16 protein-coding genes and 8 tRNA genes are annotated in these 22,903 nt (G+C 47.4%); 7 read left to right on the top strand and 17 right to left on the bottom strand.

Annotation, left to right across the window (positions count from 1 at the left end; translation table 11 throughout):
• Window positions 1–11: 11 nt before the first annotated feature.
• Together thrB and thrA are read right to left on the bottom strand one after the other, a co-directional pair.
• Entirely contained in the window at window positions 12–950 is a 939-nt protein-coding gene (thrB, locus tag SHEWANA3_RS06015; RefSeq protein ID WP_011716236.1) for a homoserine kinase, read from the bottom strand.
• Window positions 947–3,415, bottom strand: coding sequence for a bifunctional aspartate kinase/homoserine dehydrogenase I (thrA, locus tag SHEWANA3_RS06010; RefSeq protein ID WP_011716235.1), 2,469 nt, complete (start codon window positions 3,413–3,415; stop codon window positions 947–949). Before thrA ends, thrB begins: the two co-directional genes overlap by 4 nt.
• A 642-nt stretch (window positions 3,416–4,057) precedes the next feature.
• Here thrA and slyD point away from each other — a divergent pair.
• Entirely contained in the window at window positions 4,058–4,726 is a 669-nt protein-coding gene (gene slyD, locus SHEWANA3_RS06000; RefSeq protein ID WP_011716234.1) for a peptidylprolyl isomerase, read from the top strand.
• Window positions 4,727–4,919: 193 nt separating this feature from the next.
• Window positions 4,920–5,297, top strand: a complete 378-nt coding sequence (locus tag SHEWANA3_RS05995; RefSeq protein WP_011716233.1) for a hypothetical protein — start codon at window positions 4,920–4,922, stop codon at window positions 5,295–5,297.
• A 30-nt stretch (window positions 5,298–5,327) separates the two neighbouring features.
• Here SHEWANA3_RS05995 and trpR read toward each other — a convergent pair whose 3' ends face one another.
• Window positions 5,328–5,603 (bottom strand): trp operon repressor, encoded by a 276-nt coding sequence (gene trpR, locus SHEWANA3_RS05990; RefSeq protein WP_011621923.1) that lies wholly within the window; start codon window positions 5,601–5,603, stop codon window positions 5,328–5,330.
• Between the two features lie 189 nt (window positions 5,604–5,792).
• Here trpR and SHEWANA3_RS05985 point away from each other — a divergent pair, with 189 nt between their 5' ends.
• Window positions 5,793–6,242 carry a cytochrome c gene (locus tag SHEWANA3_RS05985; RefSeq protein ID WP_011625579.1) on the top strand — a complete coding sequence of 150 codons (450 nt, stop codon included), beginning with the start codon at window positions 5,793–5,795 and terminating at the stop codon, window positions 6,240–6,242.
• A 65-nt stretch (window positions 6,243–6,307) separates the two neighbouring features.
• On the opposite strand, the gene SHEWANA3_RS05980 is transcribed toward SHEWANA3_RS05985, so the two are convergent.
• Window positions 6,308–6,997, bottom strand: a complete 690-nt coding sequence (locus SHEWANA3_RS05980; RefSeq protein ID WP_011716232.1) for a cytochrome b/b6 domain-containing protein — start codon at window positions 6,995–6,997, stop codon at window positions 6,308–6,310.
• 297 nt (window positions 6,998–7,294) lie between these two features.
• Here SHEWANA3_RS05980 and raiA point away from each other — a divergent pair, with 297 nt between their 5' ends.
• From raiA to SHEWANA3_RS05965, 3 genes are all read left to right on the top strand, one after another.
• On the top strand, window positions 7,295–7,651 hold the full coding sequence (gene raiA / locus SHEWANA3_RS05975; protein ID WP_011716231.1) for a ribosome-associated translation inhibitor RaiA: 357 nt from the start codon (window positions 7,295–7,297) through the stop codon (window positions 7,649–7,651).
• A gap of 1,193 nt (window positions 7,652–8,844) precedes the next feature.
• Window positions 8,845–9,309 (top strand): DNA polymerase III subunit chi, encoded by a 465-nt coding sequence (locus tag SHEWANA3_RS05970; protein ID WP_011716230.1) that lies wholly within the window; start codon window positions 8,845–8,847, stop codon window positions 9,307–9,309.
• 15 nt (window positions 9,310–9,324) lie between these two features.
• Window positions 9,325–12,201: a valine--tRNA ligase gene (locus SHEWANA3_RS05965; protein ID WP_011716229.1), complete on the top strand. Its 2,877-nt coding sequence runs from the start codon at window positions 9,325–9,327 to the stop codon at window positions 12,199–12,201.
• Window positions 12,202–12,607: 406 nt separating this feature from the next.
• On the opposite strand, the gene SHEWANA3_RS05960 is transcribed toward SHEWANA3_RS05965, so the two are convergent.
• From SHEWANA3_RS05960 to recA, 13 genes are all read right to left on the bottom strand, one after another.
• Window positions 12,608–12,684 (bottom strand) — tRNA-Arg (locus SHEWANA3_RS05960).
• A 94-nt stretch (window positions 12,685–12,778) separates the two neighbouring features.
• A tRNA-Ser gene (locus SHEWANA3_RS05955) sits at window positions 12,779–12,870 on the bottom strand.
• Window positions 12,871–12,906: 36 nt separating this feature from the next.
• A tRNA-Arg gene (locus tag SHEWANA3_RS05950) sits at window positions 12,907–12,983 on the bottom strand.
• A gap of 44 nt (window positions 12,984–13,027) precedes the next feature.
• Window positions 13,028–13,104, bottom strand: a tRNA-Arg gene (locus tag SHEWANA3_RS05945).
• Between the two features lie 43 nt (window positions 13,105–13,147).
• Window positions 13,148–13,224, bottom strand: a tRNA-Arg gene (locus SHEWANA3_RS05940).
• A gap of 82 nt (window positions 13,225–13,306) precedes the next feature.
• Window positions 13,307–13,383, bottom strand: a tRNA-Arg gene (locus tag SHEWANA3_RS05935).
• Window positions 13,384–13,411: 28 nt separating this feature from the next.
• A tRNA-Arg gene (locus tag SHEWANA3_RS05930) sits at window positions 13,412–13,488 on the bottom strand.
• A gap of 18 nt (window positions 13,489–13,506) precedes the next feature.
• Window positions 13,507–13,598: transfer RNA gene (locus SHEWANA3_RS05925), tRNA-Ser, on the bottom strand.
• 203 nt (window positions 13,599–13,801) lie between these two features.
• Window positions 13,802–13,999 carry a carbon storage regulator CsrA gene (gene csrA, locus SHEWANA3_RS05920; RefSeq protein WP_006082602.1) on the bottom strand — a complete coding sequence of 66 codons (198 nt, stop codon included), beginning with the start codon at window positions 13,997–13,999 and terminating at the stop codon, window positions 13,802–13,804.
• Window positions 14,000–14,117: 118 nt separating this feature from the next.
• Window positions 14,118–15,374 (bottom strand): aspartate kinase, encoded by a 1,257-nt coding sequence (locus tag SHEWANA3_RS05915; RefSeq protein ID WP_011716228.1) that lies wholly within the window; start codon window positions 15,372–15,374, stop codon window positions 14,118–14,120.
• Window positions 15,375–15,383: 9 nt separating this feature from the next.
• Window positions 15,384–18,008 (bottom strand): alanine--tRNA ligase, encoded by a 2,625-nt coding sequence (gene alaS / locus SHEWANA3_RS05910; RefSeq protein ID WP_011716227.1) that lies wholly within the window; start codon window positions 18,006–18,008, stop codon window positions 15,384–15,386.
• Window positions 18,009–18,283: 275 nt separating this feature from the next.
• Window positions 18,284–18,694 (bottom strand): regulatory protein RecX, encoded by a 411-nt coding sequence (locus SHEWANA3_RS05905; protein WP_041412576.1) that lies wholly within the window; start codon window positions 18,692–18,694, stop codon window positions 18,284–18,286.
• A 74-nt stretch (window positions 18,695–18,768) separates the two neighbouring features.
• On the bottom strand, window positions 18,769–19,842 hold the full coding sequence (gene recA, locus SHEWANA3_RS05900; protein ID WP_011716225.1) for a recombinase RecA: 1,074 nt from the start codon (window positions 19,840–19,842) through the stop codon (window positions 18,769–18,771).
• 382 nt (window positions 19,843–20,224) lie between these two features.
• On the opposite strand from recA, the gene mutS reads away from it, so the two are divergent.
• Window positions 20,225–22,810 (top strand): DNA mismatch repair protein MutS, encoded by a 2,586-nt coding sequence (gene mutS / locus SHEWANA3_RS05895; RefSeq protein ID WP_011716224.1) that lies wholly within the window; start codon window positions 20,225–20,227, stop codon window positions 22,808–22,810.
• The last annotated feature ends 93 nt before the right edge of the window (window positions 22,811–22,903 follow it).

The raw sequence follows: 22,903 nt of genomic DNA, 5'->3' as shown, positions 1-22,903 counted from the left end.
AAGTAAGAAAATTAATCGACTCGGCGCGTACCTTGCTCATCGAGGCGGCACACATGGGCAAAGCCCCCCGCTTCAGTCAGATAATGAGCCTCTAACCACGCCTTGGCGGCGTTAGCGGTCACAAGATTGTCTGTCACCGAAAACAGCGTTGGCCCACTGCCCGAGATGCCAGTGGTTAACATGCCTAATTCGGCGAGCGCCGCCCTGGCATTGTCATAACCCGGTATCGCCGCTGCGCGGTAAGGTTCGGCCAGCACATCCTTCAAGACTTGAATCGCAAGCTTGGCGTTTTGCTGATAAGAGGCGTGTACAAAGGCACTCAAATAACGCCCAAAATCGATGGCCACCGACTTATCGTATTGTTCTGGCATGAGTTTACGCATCATTGCCGTTGAGAGTGAAATCCCAGGATACGCCACCACCCAATACCATTGTTTAAAACTGGGAATCGGCTCACAGATAGCGCCAGGCACATTTAGCATCAGCTGCATGCCGCCCAAATAACAGGGCGCGACGTTGTCGTAATGCACGCTACCGCTGATCTTGCCCTCAAACTCGCCCATGAGTTCGAGTAGCGCTTGCTTATCGTATGGACGCTCAAAATGCTCGTTAAGCGCGTAAAGCGCTGCAACCACAGAACTGGCGCTCGAACCTAAGCCACTGCCGACGGGCAAGTTTTTTTCTAGGGTTAATGCCACGCCTTGGTTTTCTTTTCCAAGGGCTTTCAAGAAAAACACCGCGCATTGATGGACGATATTCTCCTCAGGATTGCTGGGTAACTTATGCGCCCACGCTCCCACTTGAGTGAGGCTCACCCCCGCATCCGCAGCCGCAATTGTGACTCTATCGCCCAATAAACTGCCATCGATGGGCGCAAGTGCTGCGCCCAATAAATCAAAGCCCACACCCACATTACCCATAGAGGCGGGAGCGTAAACGGTCAAACTCATACACTCACCTCACGAGTCCAATTTAAGGTTCTTAATACATCGGCAAAGGCGCCGGCCGCTGTCACTTCTGTACCCGCACCGTATCCACGTAATACAAAAGGAATCGGCTGATAATAACGGCTGTAGAATGCCAGGGCATTTTCACCACCTTTTACGCTGTAGAGCGGATCGGTAGCATCGACTTCGGTGATACGCACATAACACGCGCCTTCTTCAATCTGCCCCACATAACGCAGCACTTTACCCTGCGCTTTCGCCTCTGCCACTCGCGCCGCAATCGCCGCATCTGCCTCGGTTAAACGCGCCATAAAACTTTCCACATCGCCTGAATCATCAAAATCGTCAGGTAAGACTGAGTCGACAACGATATCGCTTAGCTCAAGTTTCAAACCCACTTCACGGGCCAAAATCAGCACTTTACGCGCCACATCCATACCACTTAAATCATCACGGGGATCGGGCTCGGTAAAGCATTTTTCCCGCGCCAGTTTAGTCGCTTCTGACAGCGTCATACCCTCATCGAGTTTACCGAAGATAAAGGATAAGGAGCCTGACAAAATACCGTTAAACTTGTGTAACTTATCGCCAGCAAATAACAGTTTTTTCAAATTATCGATAACGGGCAATCCGGCGCCAACGTTGGTCTCATACAGGAACTGACGACGTTGTTTCAAGGCTGTTTGACGCAGTGCTTGGTAGTAAGCGTAGTCTCGAGTATTGGCCTTCTTATTGGGCGTCACCACGTGCATGCCCGCATTCATCACCTCTAAATACTGGTTCGACACTTGATCGCTTGAAGTACAATCCACCAGCACAGGGTTTAATAACTGTTGCTCTTTCACCCAAGCCAATAGCGCAGAAAGATCGCTTGGTTGCTGACTGTCGGCAAGCAGGTTTTGCCAATTGTTTAAATCGATACCCGCACTATCGAGTAACATCTTGCTTGAATTCACGATGCCGCAGACACGAATGCTAATGTGCTGCTCTTTTAACACGCTCGCCTGATGTTTGATTTGCTCGAGTAAGCCTGCGCCAACATTGCCGCAACCCACTAAAAACACATCCAAATATTGCTGCACATCGAAAAAGCCCTGATGACAAGCCGCTACCGCATGCTTGGTCTTTCGCTGCTCGATTACCGTTGAAATAGAACGTTCAGAAGAGCCTTGCGCAATCGCGATGATATTCACACTCGCCTGCGCTAACGCCTGGAAGAACCGCGCCGCCACACCTTTATGGGTACGCATGCCATCACCGATCAAGGAGACGATTGCTAAGTCATGGCGCATTTCAATCGGCTCGAGTAAATCACTTTTGATTTCTAGTTCAAACTCTTGCTCCAGCGCCGATTTCACCTTGGCCGCATCGCTAGTCGCCACACAAAAGCTGATGCTGTATTCGCAAGAACTCTGGGTGATGAGTGACACGGAAACGCCACTACGGGAAATTGCCGCCAGCGTGCGGCTCGCCATGCCGACCATGCCCTTCATGCCGGGGCCTGAAACATCAAACATGGTTTGATTATCCAGATTAGAAATGGCCTTCACCTGCAGACCGCTTTCATCGGCCTGATTCGATACCAGAGTGCCGGGCGCATCGGGATTAAAGCTGTTCTTGATATAACAGGGGATGTGGAACTGAGCGATAGGCGCAATGGTTTTAGGATGCAGCACCTTAGCCCCAAAGTAAGACAGCTCCATCGCCTCTTGATAACTGAGCTGTGACAACAATTTAGCATCGGTGACAACCCGAGGATCGGTGTTGTATACGCCGTCAACGTCGGTCCAAATCTCACAACTTGAAGCATCTAAACAAGCGGCCAGCACGGCAGCGGAATAGTCAGAGCCATTACGGCCTAAGGTCACGACCTTGCCGTCTTCATCGGCGGCGGTAAAGCCGGGCATCACCCAAACCCGTTTTTCATCGAGGGCAAGATTTTTGAATCGCGGTTTACTGACGGCAATATCCACCACGGATTCGAGCGGACGACCACGACCTAAAAACAGCTCACGCGGGTCTAGCTGCGCCGAAGTGATGCCTTTTGCCAGCATGACTTGCTCCATCAAAGCAGCAGACAAACGCTCGCCAGCAACAACGATTTCAGCGCGTACTCCGTCAGGGCATTCCTGCAGCAGCGTAATACCGCGTAATCTGTCCTGCCAACGCGCAAGCTGCACACTCAGTCCGGCGAACAACACTTCGCTTTGACTGCTCGAGAGTCCAGAACTGACCGCATCCTGATAGAGCGAGGTAAACACCCGTTCAACGTGTTGAATGACTGGCGAATAATCTTCCCCTTTCACCGCCACATCCACCATTTCTAGCAAGGCGTTTGTCACTGTCGCGGGCGCAGAAAGCACTGTAGCCACAGGTTCTGCTTTCGCCGCCTTGGCCACGATATCCGCCGCCATTGAAAATCGCTGCCAATTTGCAAGCGAGGTACCACCAAATTTCATTACTTTCATCTTGATCTCCTGTACCGCGCCCGACTAAGAAACATAAGCTAGAAACAAAAAAGCCCGCTTCTTTGTGGGAAGCGGGCTCGTCGTTAAAATTCTTTAGGGTGTATCAGCCCGCCCCCACTCTGGTTGTAGTGGTGGTTGTAATAATGGTAATTACTACAAAACCTAGGCTATGCATACGTTTGGGCTAATCCATGTCAATGTGATGTAAAACAGAATTGCCTTTTTCACCTAGCCTTGTCAACCCCCTAACTGGATTATTTATGAACAAATCTTTCACAGCCTCAAATTCGCTTCTTAACATTCATTAATATCAAGTTTTCCTAGGGTAAAAATGCGATTTCATCAATAGAAAACTGTTGACGTAAACGTAATACCGCGCAAATACATCTATTTTTAAACATTTAAATTCAATCAATTATATCAAGCATGTAGTAATGACTTTAGATTAGGCTATGTAAACCCACTTTCGAGGCCAACAAACCACAAGCCATATCCATCAACAATTTGGCGTAAATTCCTCTCCAAATGCCTGTTCATCACATCAACAAAAAGCTGTGCGATATCTAACATAAGCAACTTCAAATTATCGCCAGCGCCCTAAAAGCACGTTATTATGCGCGCACATTCCGAACCGGAGGCGATATGAAGATCACCCAACACAGCGCGGTAACCATTCATTACCGTTTATCAGATCAAGACGGCAGACTTTTAGAAGACTCTTTTGATGCCGAACCTATGCTCTATCTGCACGGTGCAGAAAACCTGATCCCAGGATTAGAAGCTGCATTAGAAGGTAAAACCAAGGGCGAAACACTGGATGTGACTATTAGTGCCGAAGAAGCCTACGGTCCTTACCACGATGGTCTGCGTCAAGCTGTGCCATTAGAAGCATTCGGTGATATCGAAGATATCGTTCCTGGTATGCGCTTTATTGCCGAGACAGAAATGGGTCAACGCCCAGTGCAAGTTGTCGAAGTCAAAGATGATGTGGTCATCGTTGATGGCAACCATCCTTTAGCGGGACAAGCACTGAGCTTCAACATTGAAATTATCGATGTTCGCGCTGCAACTGCAGAAGAAGTTGCCCATGGCCATATCCATGCCCACGGCGGATGTGGTAGCCATGGACACAGCCATGATCATGACCACGGCGGCGGATGCTGTGGTGGTTCAAGCCAAGATGCGGGTGGCTGTTGTGGCGGTTCTGATGATCATGGTCATCATCACCATGACCATGATCACGATCATGAAGCATGCGACACACCAAAAACAGGTTGTGATGGCAATGGCGGTTGCGGTTGCCGCGGCTAATCTAGGCCGTAACGCCTAAAGCTCACTAACCTGAGCAAGATAATGAAGCACTTCCTTACATAAGGAGGTGCTTTTTTTTATCCACAAATGTTTATAATCCAAAGGTAAACACGGAAGTTTTAGATAGATTTAGCATTTTTAACTGGAATATTAGGGTTTTAAACCTATTTCGATATCATGCGACGGAGTGCATATGTTAACAAAACCGGTATATGAAGCTTTACCTTATGGTTATATGGCATTAGGCATCACAAGCTTTATGCTGCTCGAACCCAATTATGCTTTGATTGCTGCAGCAGTCATCTTTGTGCTTGGCGCAAGAATTTACACTATGCGCTCCCAAAACCGTCGCACCGACCCTATCAAACGTAGGAAATCAGGCGGGATCCCTAAGATGATTTATGACCTATTACCCTTCCTATACTTGCTCGGTGCATTGTCAATCTTTAAGTTTTTACCCGAAAAGTTTTACCCATTATTAGCCATATTACTCTTAAGCTACAGCTTCTACATTCTAGTAAGACGTACGCTTTATCGTCGTCATAAGTTGCCTGTCACCCCAATGTTTTAGGCTATTAAGGATAAAGGCACCACAGCGACCTTATTTGATGAGCTGTTGAATTTTTTCTCTATGGCTAGGTGCCATATTCTTTAAATAGTTTGAACAGCGTGTGATCGTGGCGATGCTGACCTCGTATTCCGCCGCGATTTGCCGCTGGCTCATCTCACCATCGAGTAATAATTGAAATACCTTTAATCGTCCCGCGATCGCACTGCGCTCCTCTTCTGTCAGCAATAAATGGAACAACACTGAGAGTTCTTCATAGTTTCCATGGCTCAAGATTTTCTCTAAAACTAAGTCCCAATTGGCTCGCATAATCGCCCCAGTAGTATTGTTTAAGCATTACAACGGCAGTTTAGCAGATTTACTCAACCAACAAATAACTTGTTACGTTTATCCCTCCCGCCTAGACAAAAACTGACAAAAATGCTTCTAGTACATTGAGTTAATTTGTGTACAATAGGAGCGCAATGTCACACTTCGACGCTAATTTGTGAGAATACGATGAAAAAATTACTCCTGACTCTCGTTGCCGGTACCTTATTGGCTTCAACTGCACAAGCACACAATTTTGAAGATGCGAAGGACGCGATTGAATATCGCCAATCTGCATTTGGCCTGATTGCTTATAACTTTGGCGATATGGGCGCAATGATGAAAGGCAAGAAACCTTTCGAAGCTGAAACCTTCGCAATGCGCGCCAACAATGTTGCTGCTCTTTCGCACATTCCTTTCGAAGGCTTTATTGAAGGTTCAGATAAAGGCGATACCGAAGCGCTAGCCAAAGTATGGCAAGATAAGGCTGACTTCGACGCTAAGATGAAAACCTTCCAAGAAAATGCCGCTATTTTAGCGACTGTGGCTCAAAAAGGTGACCAAGCTGAAATCAAGCAAGCCTTTATGAACACCGGCAAGAGCTGTAAAGGCTGTCACGACGTGTACAAAAAAGACTAATTACGCGTTGTAATGTCTAATAAAAAAGCCTGCTACATGCAGGCTTTTTTAATGTTCAGCACTTGTTAGAGCACTTGTACTATGGGCCACATCAAATAGGTAAACACCACTCCAGCGATGATTAACAGCACAATTAAAGCCAACCAGTGTGATTTAAACACCAACTGAGTCTCAGATTTGGCGTGCTCAACTTTAGACACGCGTTTGTAACCGCTGAGCATGGCTCCCACTAACTTGTCACCTTTAAGCGCGTGTACAACGACAGCCAACACATGCACGGCACTCAAGGCTAAGATGAGGTTGAAATTCATTTTATGCAACCAAGTGAGAAACGAAGCAGTATCAGCACTCACATAGCTGTACAGTGGACCTTCGGTAAACACATCATCGGTAGCAAAGAGTCCAGTGATTAGCTGTAAGCTGATAATGGCAATCAACACAATCACCATATAACCGCCCATCGGGTTATGCCCTAAAACCACTGACACGCCCTTTGCACGAACATCTTTCAAATACTCAAACACCACCTTGGGATGATGCACGAAGTGACTAAACCTCGCAGTATCACTGCCAATCAAGCCCCATAAAAGCCGAAAGCCAATCAGGATCAACAAACTATAAGCAAAGATCTGGTGCCATTGCATTTCGCCCACTTCGGCACTCCACCAGAGTAAGGCCATGAGGGCCACCATGCCCCAGTGAAAAAAGCGTGTGGGTAAATCCCAGACTTTAACTTTGATATGTTCGGTTTCCATAATACCTGCCACTCGACTGAGCAATGAAATAAGTGAAGGTATTTTATCGGGATCTAATGAAAAACTTAAAGTAAAGATAGGTAAATGATGGGAAAGACTGCGTAGTTATCCCATCAAATATGGCCTGTTCCGATAACCAATTCAAGCCTTTTCGACCAAGAATCCTCGAGATTTGTCTAAGCGATCAAATAACCAACGAACAGAACTGAACGGGGTAAAAAATGTGATTTAGATCTCGTTTTTAAGGGTGTAGATTGGTAATCTGAAATCGAAGGAAACAAATAGAAGGTGCAACATATGCTAAAGATTACGAGCAAACAACTAGAAGTCACTGCCCCAATCCGTGAACGCATTGAAAGCCGTTTTGACAAACTTTCTAGGCACGATGTGCAGTTGATTAATCCCCATGTCATCATCACAGAGGAGAAACCTGGTTTCAAAATTGAAGCATCGGTTGGCATCCCAAATGGAGAACTTTTTGCTCAAGCAAAACACGACAATCTTTATGCAGCCATTACGGCCATGGGTCAAAAATTAGAGAAACAACTCAATCGATTAACCCATAAACCTGAAGCACAACGTTTCGCATCCATTACTCATCCCGAAGACGCTGTTAATGTCGAGGATGATTACGAGGAGGAAGATGCAGCTTAAGTTACTCGATGTTAGTGCGAGACCACATCACTTCGAGAGCATAAAGTAGATAAGGTTTAATAGGTCACATTTTTTAGCAAAAGTTTGATAGACCATCCTAATGGTCCGTAAAAAGAGTGTGAACCTGTAAATAACTACTACACTTTACTAAGTGACAGCAGAATCGAAGTGATGTGAATTTCAACTTAAAAGCGTTAAATATCACCATAAGAAGGAGTACGCCGCCACACAAAACTCACACTCAAAAACAGTGACACAGGCAGTTACATTAAGACAGTCACATTACGGCAGTCATATTAAGACGGCCACATAAATTGAGTAACACCAAGCTCAAGCTGTAGTGTTTATGCGTTTTCCCTCTGATGATCAAATGAGATGCGAGGTTACTAAAAAATAGAGACCGATGACCAACAACCAACAACTAACAACTAACGACAAACGCACTAAAAGTGTGTTAACACACGAGTCGATCATAAAGGAGTAACCTACTACATCATATTGCCAATTTTAGTCTTACACACTCTTTGAGCACAAATGTAACAATCAAGAGGAGGACGTCAGCAATAGAGCCACATAGCTACCATGAAAGACCACTTTAGGTGAATTAGCTTCTTAACAGTCAAACAATATGAGGAGGTTAATAGCGTTATCGGTAATATGAGCAAGTGGGCATATTACAAATAGTGAGTAAAAAGAATTTAGATAACACGGAACAAGGCGAGCTGCTTAACAGCAAAATACCCAGTACCTTTTTGAGTACTAATATCAGCCAGATTCCTTTATTTATATTCTGAAATGTAATCGTAAGCGAAAATGTAAGTTGAAAGTGAGTTAACCTGCTGAATAAACAAAATCTAATGCGATATGTGTTGTTTATTCACAAAGCGTCAATAAATCCTTTAATAACAATGCTCAATAACCTAGGAGGAATAGTTTGTTTGACCAGTCTTTCAACCAGCGCACCTTCGGGTGCGCTTTGCTTTTATATCCCCAGATCCCATAGTCGTTTAACCATTACTCTTAGCCTTGAGCGAGTACTTAAGCTGTGCACATTTGGCACTGTAACTGTTTAAGCCCCCCAGTCCCCGCCGCTCAAGCTCCCGTGAAAAACCCCGATGCTAAGCGTTAACCCCGCTTGAGTTTTAGTGTAAACTTACCCGTTCGTCTATAACTTAAAGCAAGGCATTGAAATCATGACTCAAGCGCTGTTTTATTTACTGCCGCCGATGGGCGTGAACACGGCCCTTAATGACATGTATCAATTAGCTTGCCGTCTAGCCCAACAGGGATTTATAAACCAGCAGCAGGTCTATATTCACTGTCAGGACAAGAACATCGCCTTCGAAATCGACGAGTTACTATGGCAGTTTGAACCCAGTGCATTTGTCCCCCATAACCTCAAAGGTGAAGGCCCCACTACTGGCTCACCCGTTGAAATCGGTTTTGACAGACTCGGCCCAAACAAAAGTCGCCAACTTCTGATTAATCTTGCAGACCAAGTGCCTCCGTTTGCGGTAAACTTTGGTCAAATCTTCGATTTTGTGGCTAATGACGACCAACATAAAGCGATAGCACGTGAACGCTATCGCCAATATCGTGGCTTAGGGATTGAATTAACAACCCAAAATTTAGCAACACATCCACTTAATTTAGCTTGAGACAGATACGTTCCCATGGAAAAAACATACGATCCTCAGTCCATTGAGCAGACTCTTTACCAAAACTGGGAAGAGCAAGGTTACTTTAAGCCCCACGGCGATGCCTCACAGGGCAACTATTGCATCATGATCCCGCCACCTAACGTGACGGGCAGTCTGCACATGGGCCACGCTTTCCAAGATACCATCATGGATACACTGATCCGCTACCAACGTATGAAGGGTAAAAACACCCTGTGGCAAGTCGGTACTGACCATGCGGGTATTGCGACTCAAATGCTGGTTGAGCGTAAGCTTGAAGCCGAAGAAGGCAAGAGCCGCCATGACCTTGGCCGCGATGCTTTTATGGAAAAAGTATGGGAATGGAAAGCGCAATCTGGCGGCACCATCACTAAGCAGCTGCGTCGTATGGGCGCCTCTGTGGATTGGGACCGTGAGCGCTTCACTATGGACGAAGGCTTGTCTAAAGCCGTTCAAGAAGTGTTTGTCCGTCTCTATGAAGATGATTTGATTTACCGTGGTAAACGTTTAGTGAATTGGGATCCTAAACTACACACCGCGATTTCAGATCTCGAAGTGGAAAACAAAGAAAAGCAAGGCCACATGTGGCACCTGCGTTATCCATTAGCCGATGGCGAGCTGACTGCCGACGGTAAAGATTACCTCGAAGTCGCCACCACACGTCCAGAAACTATGCTGGGCGATAGCGCGGTTGCAGTTCATCCAGACGATGAGCGTTATCAAGCGCTGATCGGCAAATTTATTCTGCTGCCTATTGTTAATCGTCGCATCCCTATCGTTGCCGATGACTATGTAGACATGGAGTTTGGCACAGGCTGTGTGAAGATCACTCCTGCCCACGACTTTAACGACTATGAAGTCGGTAAACGTCACAAGCTTCCTATGTTCAACGTGTTGACCTTAGATGCAGCCATTCGTGCATCCGCTGAAGTCGTCAATACCGATGGCACCATCAACACTAGCTTAGATGGCAGCCTGCCAGAGCGTTTCGCTGGCCTTGATCGTTTCAAAGCCCGTGATGCCATCGTGGCCGAGTTTGAAACCTTGGGTCTGCTCGAAAAAATCGCGCCACATGGCCTAAAAGTGCCCTACGGTGACCGCTCTGGCGTGGTAATCGAACCAATGCTGACCGACCAATGGTACGTCGCCGTTGCACCTATGGCGAAAACCGCTATCGAAGCCGTTGAAAATGGCGACATTAAATTTGTGCCGCAGCAGTACGAAAACATGTACTTCTCTTGGATGCGCGACATTCAAGATTGGTGTATCTCTCGCCAATTATGGTGGGGTCACCGCATCCCCGCTTGGTACGATGCGAACGGTAAGGTGTATGTTGGCCGTAACGAAGCTGAAGTGCGTGCTAAGCACAATATCGATGATGCAATCGCCCTGCGCCAAGATGAAGACGTACTAGATACCTGGTTCAGCTCTGCCCTGTGGACATTCTCAACCTTAGGCTGGCCTGACAATGTTGAAGATTTAAAAACCTTCCACCCGACCGACGTGTTGGTGACGGGTTTTGACATCATCTTCTTCTGGGTTGCCCGTATGATCATGATGACCATGCACCTCATCAAAGATGAAGACGGTAAGCCACAGGTGCCATTTAAAACCGTTTATGTGACAGGCCTTATCCGCGATGAAGCGGGTAACAAGATGTCAAAATCTAAGGGCAACGTACTTGACCCATTAGATATGATTGACGGTATCGATCTAGAAGCCCTAGTTGAAAAACGCACTGGCAACATGATGCAACCTCAACTCGCCGCCAAGATCGAAAAGAGCACCCGTAAAGAATTTGAAAATGGCATCGAAGCCCACGGTACCGATGCCCTGCGCTTTACCCTAGCGGCAATGGCCTCAACTGGCCGTGATATCAACTGGGATATGAAGCGTTTAGACGGTTACCGCAGCTTCTGTAACAAGCTTTGGAACGCGTCACGCTACGTGCTGATGAATACAGAAGGCCAAGATTGCGGCCCGAACTCACCGGATTACCAAGGCGGTGAGATGGAACTGTCACTGGCGGATCGCTGGATTATCGGTTTATTCAACCAAACCGTGAAAACCTACGACGACCACATGACAAACTACCGTTTCGACCTTGCAGCGAACACGCTGTACGAGTTCACCTGGAACCAGTTCTGCGATTGGTATTTAGAGTTAACTAAACCAGTACTGCAAAACGGCAATGAAGCGCAAATGCGTGGCACCCGCCATACGCTGGTTAATGTGTTAGAAGCGATGCAACGTTTGATGCACCCAATGATGCCATACATCACTGAAACCATCTGGCAACGCGTTAAACCGCTGACTGGCGCTCAAGGCGACACCATCATGCTAGCACCATTCCCAAGCTATGATGCCGCCAAAGTAGATGCGACCGCGATGGCCGATCTCGAGTGGGTTAAGCAAGTCATTGTTGCAGTACGTAATATCCGTGCCGAACTCAATATTGCGCCTTCTAAGCCATTAAATGCCCTACTGCGTGGCGTGAGCGCCCAAGATCAAGCCCGTGTTGAAGCTAACCAAGCCTTCTTCACAACGCTTGCGCGCTTAGAGAGCATGACGATTCTTGGCGAAGGTGAAACAGCGCCAATGTCGACCACAGGTCTGATTGGCGAAATGGAATTATTGATTCCGATGGCAGGTCTGGTGGATGTCGCGGCTGAAATGGCTCGCATCGACAAGCAGCTTGAAAAACTGACTCAAGAGATTGCTCGTATCGAAGGTAAATTATCGAATGAAGGCTTCGTGGCGAAAGCACCGCCAGCCGTCATTGATAAAGAGCGCGCAAAAATGGCCGATCTGAGCCGCGATATGGACAAACTAAAAGAGCAAAAAGCCGAGTTTGCTAAGCTAGAAGCCTAATCACGACATCTACGCTAAAAAGGGCTGCATTTTACAGCCCTTTTTATTTCCCCAAATTGCTGCGCTAACACTCTTCAAACCTCTCTCAGGACTCGTCCCTAAGACGCGAAGTCACTCATCAATCCCTTGTTCCATGCTTATCTCTTCGTCTCTTTTACAGCTCAACTTGCGAGTCAAGATAACCCTTACAGCTATCTCTTTATCAGGCGCTAAACAGCAAGCCAGCGCGATAACATCATCGCTTAAGGCATAGGTACTAGATTAAACATAGCGTGGCGCAAGAAGCGAATTATCAAGGTTTTAAAGCATGGGAACAGATAAGGATTGATTCGAGATGAAGCAGAAAAATTTCATTAAAAAAGCCCTGCAATTGCTTGCAGGGCTTATCTAAATCTAACTAAGTAGATGGTGCGCGTGGAAGGATTCGAACCTCCGACCGCCTGGTTCGTAGCCAGGTACTCTATCCAGCTGAGCTACACGCGCTTAAATACTGGGTAAGTTGCCACCTTACCGATAGACTTGAGTCTAGAAGAAGCACTTAAGTCTCGCAAATTAAATCTATTCACTAGGAATAGAATGGCGGAGAAGGAGGGATTCGAACCCTCGATGGGAGATAAAGCCCATACTCCCTTAGCAGGGGAGCGCCTTCGGCCACTCGGCCACCTCTCCGCAAAATCTGCATTTGTAAGCTAATGCTTACTAAAATGGTGCGCGTGGAAGGATTCGAACCTCCGACCGCCTGGTTCGTAGCCAGGTACTCTATCCAGCTGAGCTACACGCGCGATTTTTGCGTTTTGCTAACAAAGCTAAAGCTCTGTCGGCGAATTGGTGCGCATGGAAGGAGTCGAACCTCCGACCGCCTGGTTCGTAGCCAGGTACTCTATCCAGCTGAGCTACATGCGCATTTTTAACTGTTATCTCAACACATTCGCATTAAGATTGAATATGGTGCGCGTGGAAGGATTCGAACCTCCGACCGCCTGGTTCGTAGCCAGGTACTCTATCCAGCTGAGCTACACGCGCTTAAAACACTTACTTGAAGCACTAATTACAAAATTTCGTCTGAAATTCAAACCTGATGAGTTAAACATAACTAATGCAGAGATGGTGCGCATGGAAGGAGTCGAACCTCCGACCGCCTGGTTCGTAGCCAGGTACTCTATCCAGCTGAGCTACATGCGCGACTTGTATCTATCTTGCTTCAATAAAATGGTGCGCGTGGAAGGATTCGAACCTCCGACCGCCTGGTTCGTAGCCAGGTACTCTATCCAGCTGAGCTACACGCGCACTTTTATCGGTAAGAAATGGCGGAGAAGGAGGGATTCGAACCCTCGATGGGAGATAAAGCCCATACTCCCTTAGCAGGGGAGCGCCTTCGGCCACTCGGCCACCTCTCCGTTTTCTTGGCGCACATATTACTGTTTGACGAAAATAAGTCAAACCCTTTTTCTGAAACAACTTCTGTTTGAAGCGTTTTTAATCACATTGCTGTTATATCCATCCAATGTGTTGATTTGCGCCAATCTTTCGGTTCAAAAAATAAAAAAGCCAGTTAAAAAACTGACTCTTCTATGTCGCTAATACTCGCCTAAGCGCCGTATTAAAAGTTACCACCTTCTGAAGGTGTACCTGATTTTTCAGATTGAATGCGTTGATAGATTTCTTCACGGTGGACAGAAACCTCTTTCGGTGCATTAACACCAATACGCACTTGATTGCCTTTTACCCCTAGCACTGTAACTGTGACTTCATCACCAATCATCAGTGTTTCGCCAACACGACGAGTCAAAATCAGCATTCGATAGCTCCTTTATGTCTTAATTCAGCTTACACACGGCACTCATCCGGTAGATGGGCTTATTATAGGGTCAGCTGAGTACAAATTAATAGTATTCAATACTCAAACGGTTATTTAATTACACCTTATTTAGCTCGAAAGCGTGATGTAGCGCCCGAACCGCCTTGTGTAAGTCCCTTTCATCGATCACAGTTGACAATTTACTCTCCGATGTCGAAAGTAACTTAGCATGGATTGTTTCATTACCCAATACATCTAACATCTTAGTCAATAATCCAACTTTTGCCTGTAAACCTTTGCCAACTAAAGACACTTTTGCACGTTGGCGCTCAACAATCAATTGGCCTAGATCAAGACTTTCACTTAAAAGCTCTAGCTCATGCAATAAAATATCGACCTTGGCTTCGGCCAGCATAAAACTGACACATTCGGCTGCTGAGGTTTCATTGAGTTTGAGCGGGGTAATAAACTCAACATCAATCTCAAGCCGTGCCAAGCAAGCTAACAGTGCTTGATAATGCTCACTACTGGTAAACAAACCTTTTATGGTTAAGGTCGCGAGCGCCTTATTAATCGCAATGCCTTGCACAGATGCCGCCATCGCCAGCTCTGATTCGTCACCAAATTGGATCAATGTCCCATGGCCTGCCTCAAAGCTCGATAATACACGCAGTGGCACTTTAAAACGCTGTGCGTATTCAACTGAATCGGGATGCAACACCTTAGCGCCGAGTTTTGCCATTTCTAGCATCACATCAAAACCAATCACATCGAGGCGTCTGGCGCTACTATCGATATTAGGATCGGTAGTAAAAACACCAGGCACATCGGTAAAGATTTGGCATTCATCGGCTTTTAACGCCGCAGCAAGTGCCACAGCCGTAGTATCAGAACCGCCGCGCCCTAAGGTTGTTACGTCACCATTGGGATCTATACCTTGAAAGCCGGCCACAATCGGCACAATGCCGTCGTTCAGCAAAGACGTTAAGTATGCCGTATCGACACGCTCAATACTCGCCCGACCAAACTGACTGTTTGTATGAATTTGGACTTGATCGCCAGTCAGGGATCTCGCGTTTATGCCGCGACGTTGCAACGCCATAGCCATTAACGCAATACTGATTTGCTCTCCCGTCGAGACCAGCATATCGAGTTCCCGCGCACTCGCGCGGGGATCGATTTGCGCCGCAAGCGCAAATAGTCTGTTGGTCTCCCCTGCCATCGCAGAAAGCACCAAGACTTGCAGCTCACCATTGTGAGCGGACTTTGCAATTTGCTCGGCAACCACTTCGATGCGTTCAATCGAACCCACCGAAGTGCCACCAAACTTCTTCACAAAAAGCTTGCTACCACTAAGCTTTCGTTTTTCGAGCACAGCAACCTCTTAAGCTAAACGCTCAGTAATCCAAGGTAATACTTGAGACAGTGCCGCATCCAGATTTTCTGGCTGGCTACCACCCGCTTGGGCCATATCAGGGCGACCACCGCCTTTACCACCCACCTGGGCAGCAACCATAGCAACCAGTTCACCGGCCTTCACTTTACCGACTAAGTCATTGCTCACGCCCGCGATAAGGTTCACTTTGCCTTCTTGAGCCACACCGAGCAGGATAACGGCGGATTTCAGTTTTTGCTTTAACTCATCTTGCAGGCCACGTAGTGCACCTGCTTCAACGCCTTCAAGTTTCTTAATCAGCACATTTACGCCATTAACTACAACCGCATCACCGGCTAAATCCGCACTCGCTGCCGCAGCTAACTTATCTTTCAGTTGCTGCATGTCTTTTTCAAGTTGCTTCATTTTATCCAGTTGTGCTTTCAGCTTAGCCACAACAGATTGAGTATCGCCTTTAAGCAGTGCTGCTGCTTCTTCAAGTTGCGCTTGTTGCTGTGCCACATAGGCCATCGCCGCTGCGCCGGTTACCGCTTCGATACGGCGAACGCCCGCAGCAATACCGCCTTCAGAGGTAATTTTGAACAGACCAATGTCACCGGTACGGCCAACGTGAGTACCACCACACAGCTCGATAGAGAAATCGCCCATAGTGACAACACGCACTTGTGCATCGTACTTCTCACCAAAGAGCGCCATTGCGCCTTTTTCTTTGGCTTCATCAATCGCCATTTCAGCGACTTTCAGCTCATGGTTACGACGAATTTGGGTGTTGACTAACTCTTCAACCTGTTTCAATTCAGCAGGTTTCACCGCTTCGAAATGAGAGAAGTCGAAACGTAAACGCTCTGGGTCAACTAACGAACCTTTTTGAGTAACGTGAGTACCTAACACTTGACGCAGCGCAGCATGTAATAAGTGAGTCACTGAGTGGTTTAACTGGGTGCGGTGACGCAGTTTCTTATCCACTTTTGCTTCGAGTACTTGGCCAACGCTTAAGCTGCCAGCCGTTAACGTACCTTTGTGACCTGAAGCTTGACCAAACTTTTGCGTATCGCTAACAGCAAACTCAATACCTTGAGCCACTAATACGCCCTTGTCACCGACTTGGCCGCCCGATTCTGCATAGAATGGCGTCACATCGAGCACGACTACGGCATCGTCACCCGCACTGATTGCAGAAACTGACTCGCCGTTTAGGTAAAGTGCAGTGACTTTGGCATTGCCTGTGAGTTCTGAGTAACCACAGAATGCAGTTTCAGCATCAATTTTCAGAGCAGCGTTGTAATCGGCGCCGAAGTTACCCGCGGCTTGAGCACGGCTACGTTGTTCTGCCATCGCCACTTCGAAACCGGCTTCATCGACGATAATGTTGCGCTCACGGCATACGTCAGCGGTTAAATCCACTGGGAAGCCATAGGTATCGTACAGTTTGAAGACAGTTTCACCGTCTAAGGTGTCGCCCTGCAATTCGTTTAATGCGCTATCCAGAATACCTAAACCACGCTCAAGCGTACGAGCAAACTGCTCTTCTTCCGCTTTAAGGGCTTTTTCAACAATCACTTGAGTATCTGCAAGACCTTTAGCGGCATCGCCCATCACTTCGATTAGCGTCGGAACTAACTTGTAGAAGAAGGCTTCGGTTGCCCCTAACTTGTTACCGTGACGCACGGCGCGGCGAATAATACGGCGCAGCACATAGCCACGACCTTCGTTCGATGGCATTACACCATCGGCAACTAAGAAGGCGCATGAACGGATATGGTCGGCAATAACGCGCAGTGACTTGTTAGATAAGTCAGTCACGCCGATGATTTCAGCCGCTTTAGCAATCAAGGCGCGGAAAATATCGATTTCGTAGTTTGAATGAACGCCCTGCATAATCGCAGCGATACGCTCAATCCCCATACCGGTATCGACGGAAGGTTTTGGCAGCGGCAACATTTCACCAGAGGCTTGGCGATTGTATTGCATGAATACGATGTTCCAGATTTCGATGAAACGGTCGCCATCTTCTTCTGGGCTACCGGGACGTCCGCCCCAGATATGATCGCCGTGATCGTAGAAAATTTCGGTACATGGACCACAAGGACCTGTGTCACCCATTTGCCAGAAGTTATCTGAAGCGTATGGCGCGCCCTTGTTATCGCCGATGCGAATGATGTTTTCAGCGGCAACACCAATCTTTTTATTCCAAATTTCAAAGGCTTCATCGTCTGTTTGATAAACAGTCACACACAGACGTTCCTTTGGTAGCTTCAAGACTTCAGTCAGGAATGTCCAACCAAAACGAATCGCATCTTCTTTGAAATAATCACCAAAGCTGAAGTTACCTAGCATTTCGAAGAAAGTATGGTGACGCGCGGTGTAACCAACGTTATCTAAATCGTTGTGTTTACCACCCGCACGGACGCAGCGTTGAGCAGTGGTCGCACGTGTATAGCTACGTTTGTCCATGCCAAGAAACACGTCCTTGAACTGGTTCATACCGGCGTTGGTGAATAAAAGCGTGGGATCGTTGCCTGGTACAAGAGAACTACTGTCCACAACTTGGTGACCATTGCTGCGGAAAAATTCGAGGAAAGCACTTCTAAGCGCTGCTGTCGTTTGATACATGAAATCGTCCTGAATTGGGTAAGCATGACCAGCTACACCATAAGGTAGCCGTATTTCTATTTGCCCAGCATTATAAGCAGACTGAGGAAAGACGACCAGCCTTGAATAGCGATATAGGCTTAGGAATCTCATATTTTCGGTGAGTTTGCAGCTAAGACATGGCTTATCACAAAAGCCAAGCGGTAAAGAAGAGTCGATGAGGCGAACCCGCACTGCTGCCGAACGCAAAAGACAATGGCCAGACAAGCCTAGGGCTGCGAGTTTATGCCATGACGTTAGTCATCATTATCTTCCATAGGGTCGTAATCTAAGGCGTAGGAGACTTGTTCGTAATTAAAGCCTTGGCTCAGTAAAAACCGCACCCGTTTGGCTTTTTCTTTCGCCACCAGCTCGCGGGATTGTGAGCCTTTGACCTCGGTGACTTTTGGGATAGCATATTTTTTGATGGCTTTAGCTTTTGCTAGCTCAAACCAATCATGATCATTTGCAGATAACGCGGCTTCGATACAATCCTTTAAAAGCCCCTTTTGGGCAATGGCTTGACGAATACGGATAGGCCCATGACCACGGGCAATATGGCTGCGAACGAGAAGCTCGGCATAGCGCTTATCATTGATAAAACCCGATGCTTCACAATCATCGAGCACGGGATCGATATCTACGACCTCAAAGCCTTTTTCGAGCAGTTTGGAGCGGATTTCTTGGCGGGAATAGTCGCGGCGCGCTAACAGCGCGACCGCGATTTGACGGGCAGACTGGCTCAGAATACTTCGCCTGTTTCGAAATCAACATTGCCTTCGCTGTTTTCATCATCAGATGAAGATGAAGACATAGCGCTTGGGTTACTCAGCAGTAACTCACGCAGTGTTTTATCGATTTCAGCGGCAATTGCTGGGTTTTCAGTCAGATATTTACCGGCATTTGCACGACCTTGACCAATCTTGTCACCCTTGTAGCTGTACCATGCACCGGCTTTTTCAATCAGTTTATGGGCAACACCTAAATCGACTAACTCACCAGTACGGTTGATACCTTGACCGTAAAGAATTTGGAACTCAGCTTGTTTAAACGGCGCGGCAACCTTGTTTTTAACCACTTTAACGCGCGTCTCGTTACCCACCACTTCATCGCCTTCTTTGATAGCACCAGTACGGCGAATATCGAGACGAACAGAAGCGTAGAACTTCAGCGCGTTACCGCCCGTTGTGGTTTCTGGGTTACCAAACATCACACCAATCTTCATACGAATTTGGTTAATGAAGATTAATAGTGTATTCGATTGCTTGAGGTTACCCGCGAGCTTACGCATCGCTTGGCTCATCATACGCGCCGCTAGGCCCATGTGTGAGTCACCAATTTCACCTTCAATTTCTGCTTTGGGTGTTAATGCCGCAACCGAGTCAACGATGATCACATCTACCGCGCCAGAACGGGTTAACGCATCACAGATCTCAAGGGCTTGTTCGCCGGTATCGGGTTGTGAACACAGTAAGTTATCGATATCTACGCCTAACTTTTTAGCATAGATAGGGTCTAGCGCGTGCTCGGCATCGATAAAGGCACAGGTTTTACCTTCGCGCTGAGCAGCGGCAATCACTTCTAATGTCAGCGTCGTTTTACCTGATGATTCGGGACCATAGATCTCAACGATACGTCCCATTGGTAAACCGCCAGCCCCTAAGGCGACGTCAAGGGAAAGTGAACCAGTAGAAATAGTCTCAACATCCATAGAGCGGTCTTCGCCCAGCTTCATGATGGAGCCTTTACCAAATTGCTTTTCAATTTGGCTCAATACCGCAGCAAGTGCTTTCTCTTTGTTTGGATCGACTTTCATTCCTGTTCCCTCATCTAGACAGTATCAGTACTGTCAAAAGTGATATTCAATTTAATAAAGCGGGTAATACAAAAAGCGAGGCTCTTTGTCATAATCTGCTGACTAGTATACTGTACAATCATACAGTATCAAGACCTGTGAATGATTTATTTTTAAGTCAGAAAATTTTCCCGTTGAGACAAGCTTTTACCGACTCGTGCTGCAGATTTGTCAGGATATCAGTGAATATCCATGGTTTAAGGGTCAATTTTCAGAAAATTATTGCTAAGATTGGCGTCAATTTATTTTAGACAGTAATAGTGCACATCCACTGATTTTTTATCCCATTACTGTACGACTTATTTCCCCGCTTTGGGCCGGCATAACGGACGAAAACGATTTAATGAATCCTATAGATACCGATGATTTAGAAAAACATACCCCTATGATGCGTCAATATTTGACCATGAAAGCAGAGCATCACGACATGCTGCTGTTTTATCGTATGGGTGACTTCTATGAACTCTTCTATGATGACGCTAAACGAGCCTCAGAATTATTGGGCATTTCCCTTACGGCCCGCGGCAAAAGTGGTGGCGATCCGATCCCGATGGCGGGTATCCCTTACCATGCGGTTGAAGGCTATCTAGCAAAACTAGTTCAAATTGGTCAATCGGTCGCGATCTGTGAGCAGATTGGCGACCCCGCCACCTCAAAGGGTCCAGTTGAGCGAAAAGTGGTGCGCATCGTCACCCCAGGTACTTTGACCGATGAAGCCCTGTTGCAGGAGAGACAAGACAATCTGTTAGCCGCGGTTTACCAAGGTAAAGTTGGGTTTGGCTACGCGACCCTCGATGTGTCTTCCGGCCGTTTCGTGATTGCCGAATTAGAGACAAAAGAGTCCCTCGAAGCCGAGCTGCAACGTACCAATCCGGTCGAAATTCTCTATAGCGAAGATTTTGGCGCGATGGAGTTATTGCATCATTTTAAAGGCAAGCGTCGCCGCCCTGAGTGGGAGTTTGATTACGATACCAGCATTAAACTGCTACTGGCACAATTTGGCACTAAGGATTTGCACGGCTTTGGGATTACCGATGCGAGGCTTTCGCTGCAAGCGGCGGGCTGCTTAATGCAATATGTGAAAGACACTCAGCGCACTGCTCTGCCCCATATCAATGCCATTACCCGTTTCAATCAAACCGATACGATTGTCTTGGATGCAGCAACGCGCCGTAACCTCGAGCTGACACAAAATTTGAGTGGTGGTCGAGATAACACCCTAGCAGCCGTGCTCGACAATACAGCCACAGCGATGGGCAGCCGGATGTTGCAACGCTGGATCCATCAGCCGCTGAGAGACCATGCGCAGATTTTTGCTCGCCAAACGGCGGTCAATGAATTACTCGAGACCACGGCCCATGAGTCATTGCATGATCAGCTTAAAGCCCTAGGCGATATTGAACGTATCATGGCAAGACTGGCACTGCGTACAGCTCGTCCAAGGGATTTTGCCCGCCTACGCCAAGCATTAAACCTATTGCCTCAATTGCAGCAGTCACTCGCGCAGTTAAGTGCGCCCCATACGGTGAAACTAGGCCAACTCTTAGGTGAGTTTCCCGAAGAGCAACAACTGCTTGAGCGCGCGATTGTCGATAACCCTCCCATGCTTATCCGTGATGGCGGCGTGATCCGCGAAGGCTACAATGCCGAGTTAGATGAATGGCGAGGCTTAAGTGAAGGAGCCACAGATTATCTGGTTCAGCTCGAAGCGCGGGAAAAAGAGCGTACCGGCATTGCCACGCTGAAGGTTGGCTACAACCGAGTGCATGGCTACTACATCGAAGTCAGTCGCCTGCAATCACAGCAAGTGCCATTAAATTACCAGCGCCGTCAAACCCTTAAGAATATGGAGCGTTACATCACGCCCGAGCTTAAGGAATACGAAGAAAAAGTGCTGTCGAGCCAAGGTAAGGCGCTTGCCCTTGAAAAACAACTTTGGGACGAATTATTTGATTTAATCCTCCCCAAGTTGCATGAGCTACAAGCCTTCGCCAGAGCCGCAGCCGAACTCGATGTGCTGAGTAACTTTGCCGAACGTGCCGAAACCTTAGGCTATACCTGCCCAGAACTGAGCAGCGAAATCGGGGTAAAAATCGAAGCAGGTCGCCACCCAGTGGTCGAGCGTGTGAGTCAAACGCCTTTTATCGCCAACCCTGTCACCCTGCACAATCAACGCCGGATGTTGATTGTTACCGGTCCAAACATGGGCGGTAAATCAACCTACATGCGCCAAGTGGCGCTTATCACGCTAATGGCCCATATTGGCTGCTTTGTGCCAGCAGATCGCGCCATCATTGGCCCTATCGATCGGATTTTTACTCGGATTGGCGCCTCAGACGATCTCGCCTCTGGTCGCTCAACCTTTATGGTAGAAATGACTGAAACGGCAAATATTCTCCATAATGCGACCGCACAGAGTTTAGTCTTGATGGATGAAATTGGCCGTGGCACATCAACCTACGATGGTCTGTCATTAGCATGGTCTGCAGCGGAATATTTAGCGCAGCAAGTCGGCGCAATGACGCTGTTTGCGACCCATTATTTCGAGTTAACACAATTACCGGAACTCATGGCTGGCGTCTATAACGTGCACCTCGATGCAATTGAGCACGAAGACACCATCGCCTTTATGCACGCGGTGCAAGAAGGTGCTGCCAGTAAGAGTTATGGTTTGCAAGTTGCGGCCCTTGCCGGGGTACCTGCACGGGTGATTAAGGCGGCAAAACACAAGTTACATCAGCTTGAGAGCCGCGATCATCAAGTGGAAGGTGCTAATGTTAACGGCACTAGGGCACCGATCCAAACCCTGCTCGCCCTGCCTGAGCCAGTGGAGAATCCCGCCGTCAGCAAATTAAAAGATATCAATCCCGATAACCTGACCCCAAAACAGGCGCTGGATTTACTCTACGAGCTAAAACGCTTGAGTTAACACATAGAGTGAAAAACTCGCGATAGCATAAAAGTGAAAGCATAAAAAAACGCCCTCAAAATTGGGCGTTTTTTTATGACTTGTTTAACTGGT

Source organism: Shewanella sp. ANA-3 (genome assembly GCF_000203935.1).
Classification (GTDB): Bacteria; Pseudomonadota; Gammaproteobacteria; order Enterobacterales; family Shewanellaceae; genus Shewanella.
Note: the sequence above shows the minus strand (reverse complement) of the source record. Positions and strands in the feature narration are given on the sequence as shown.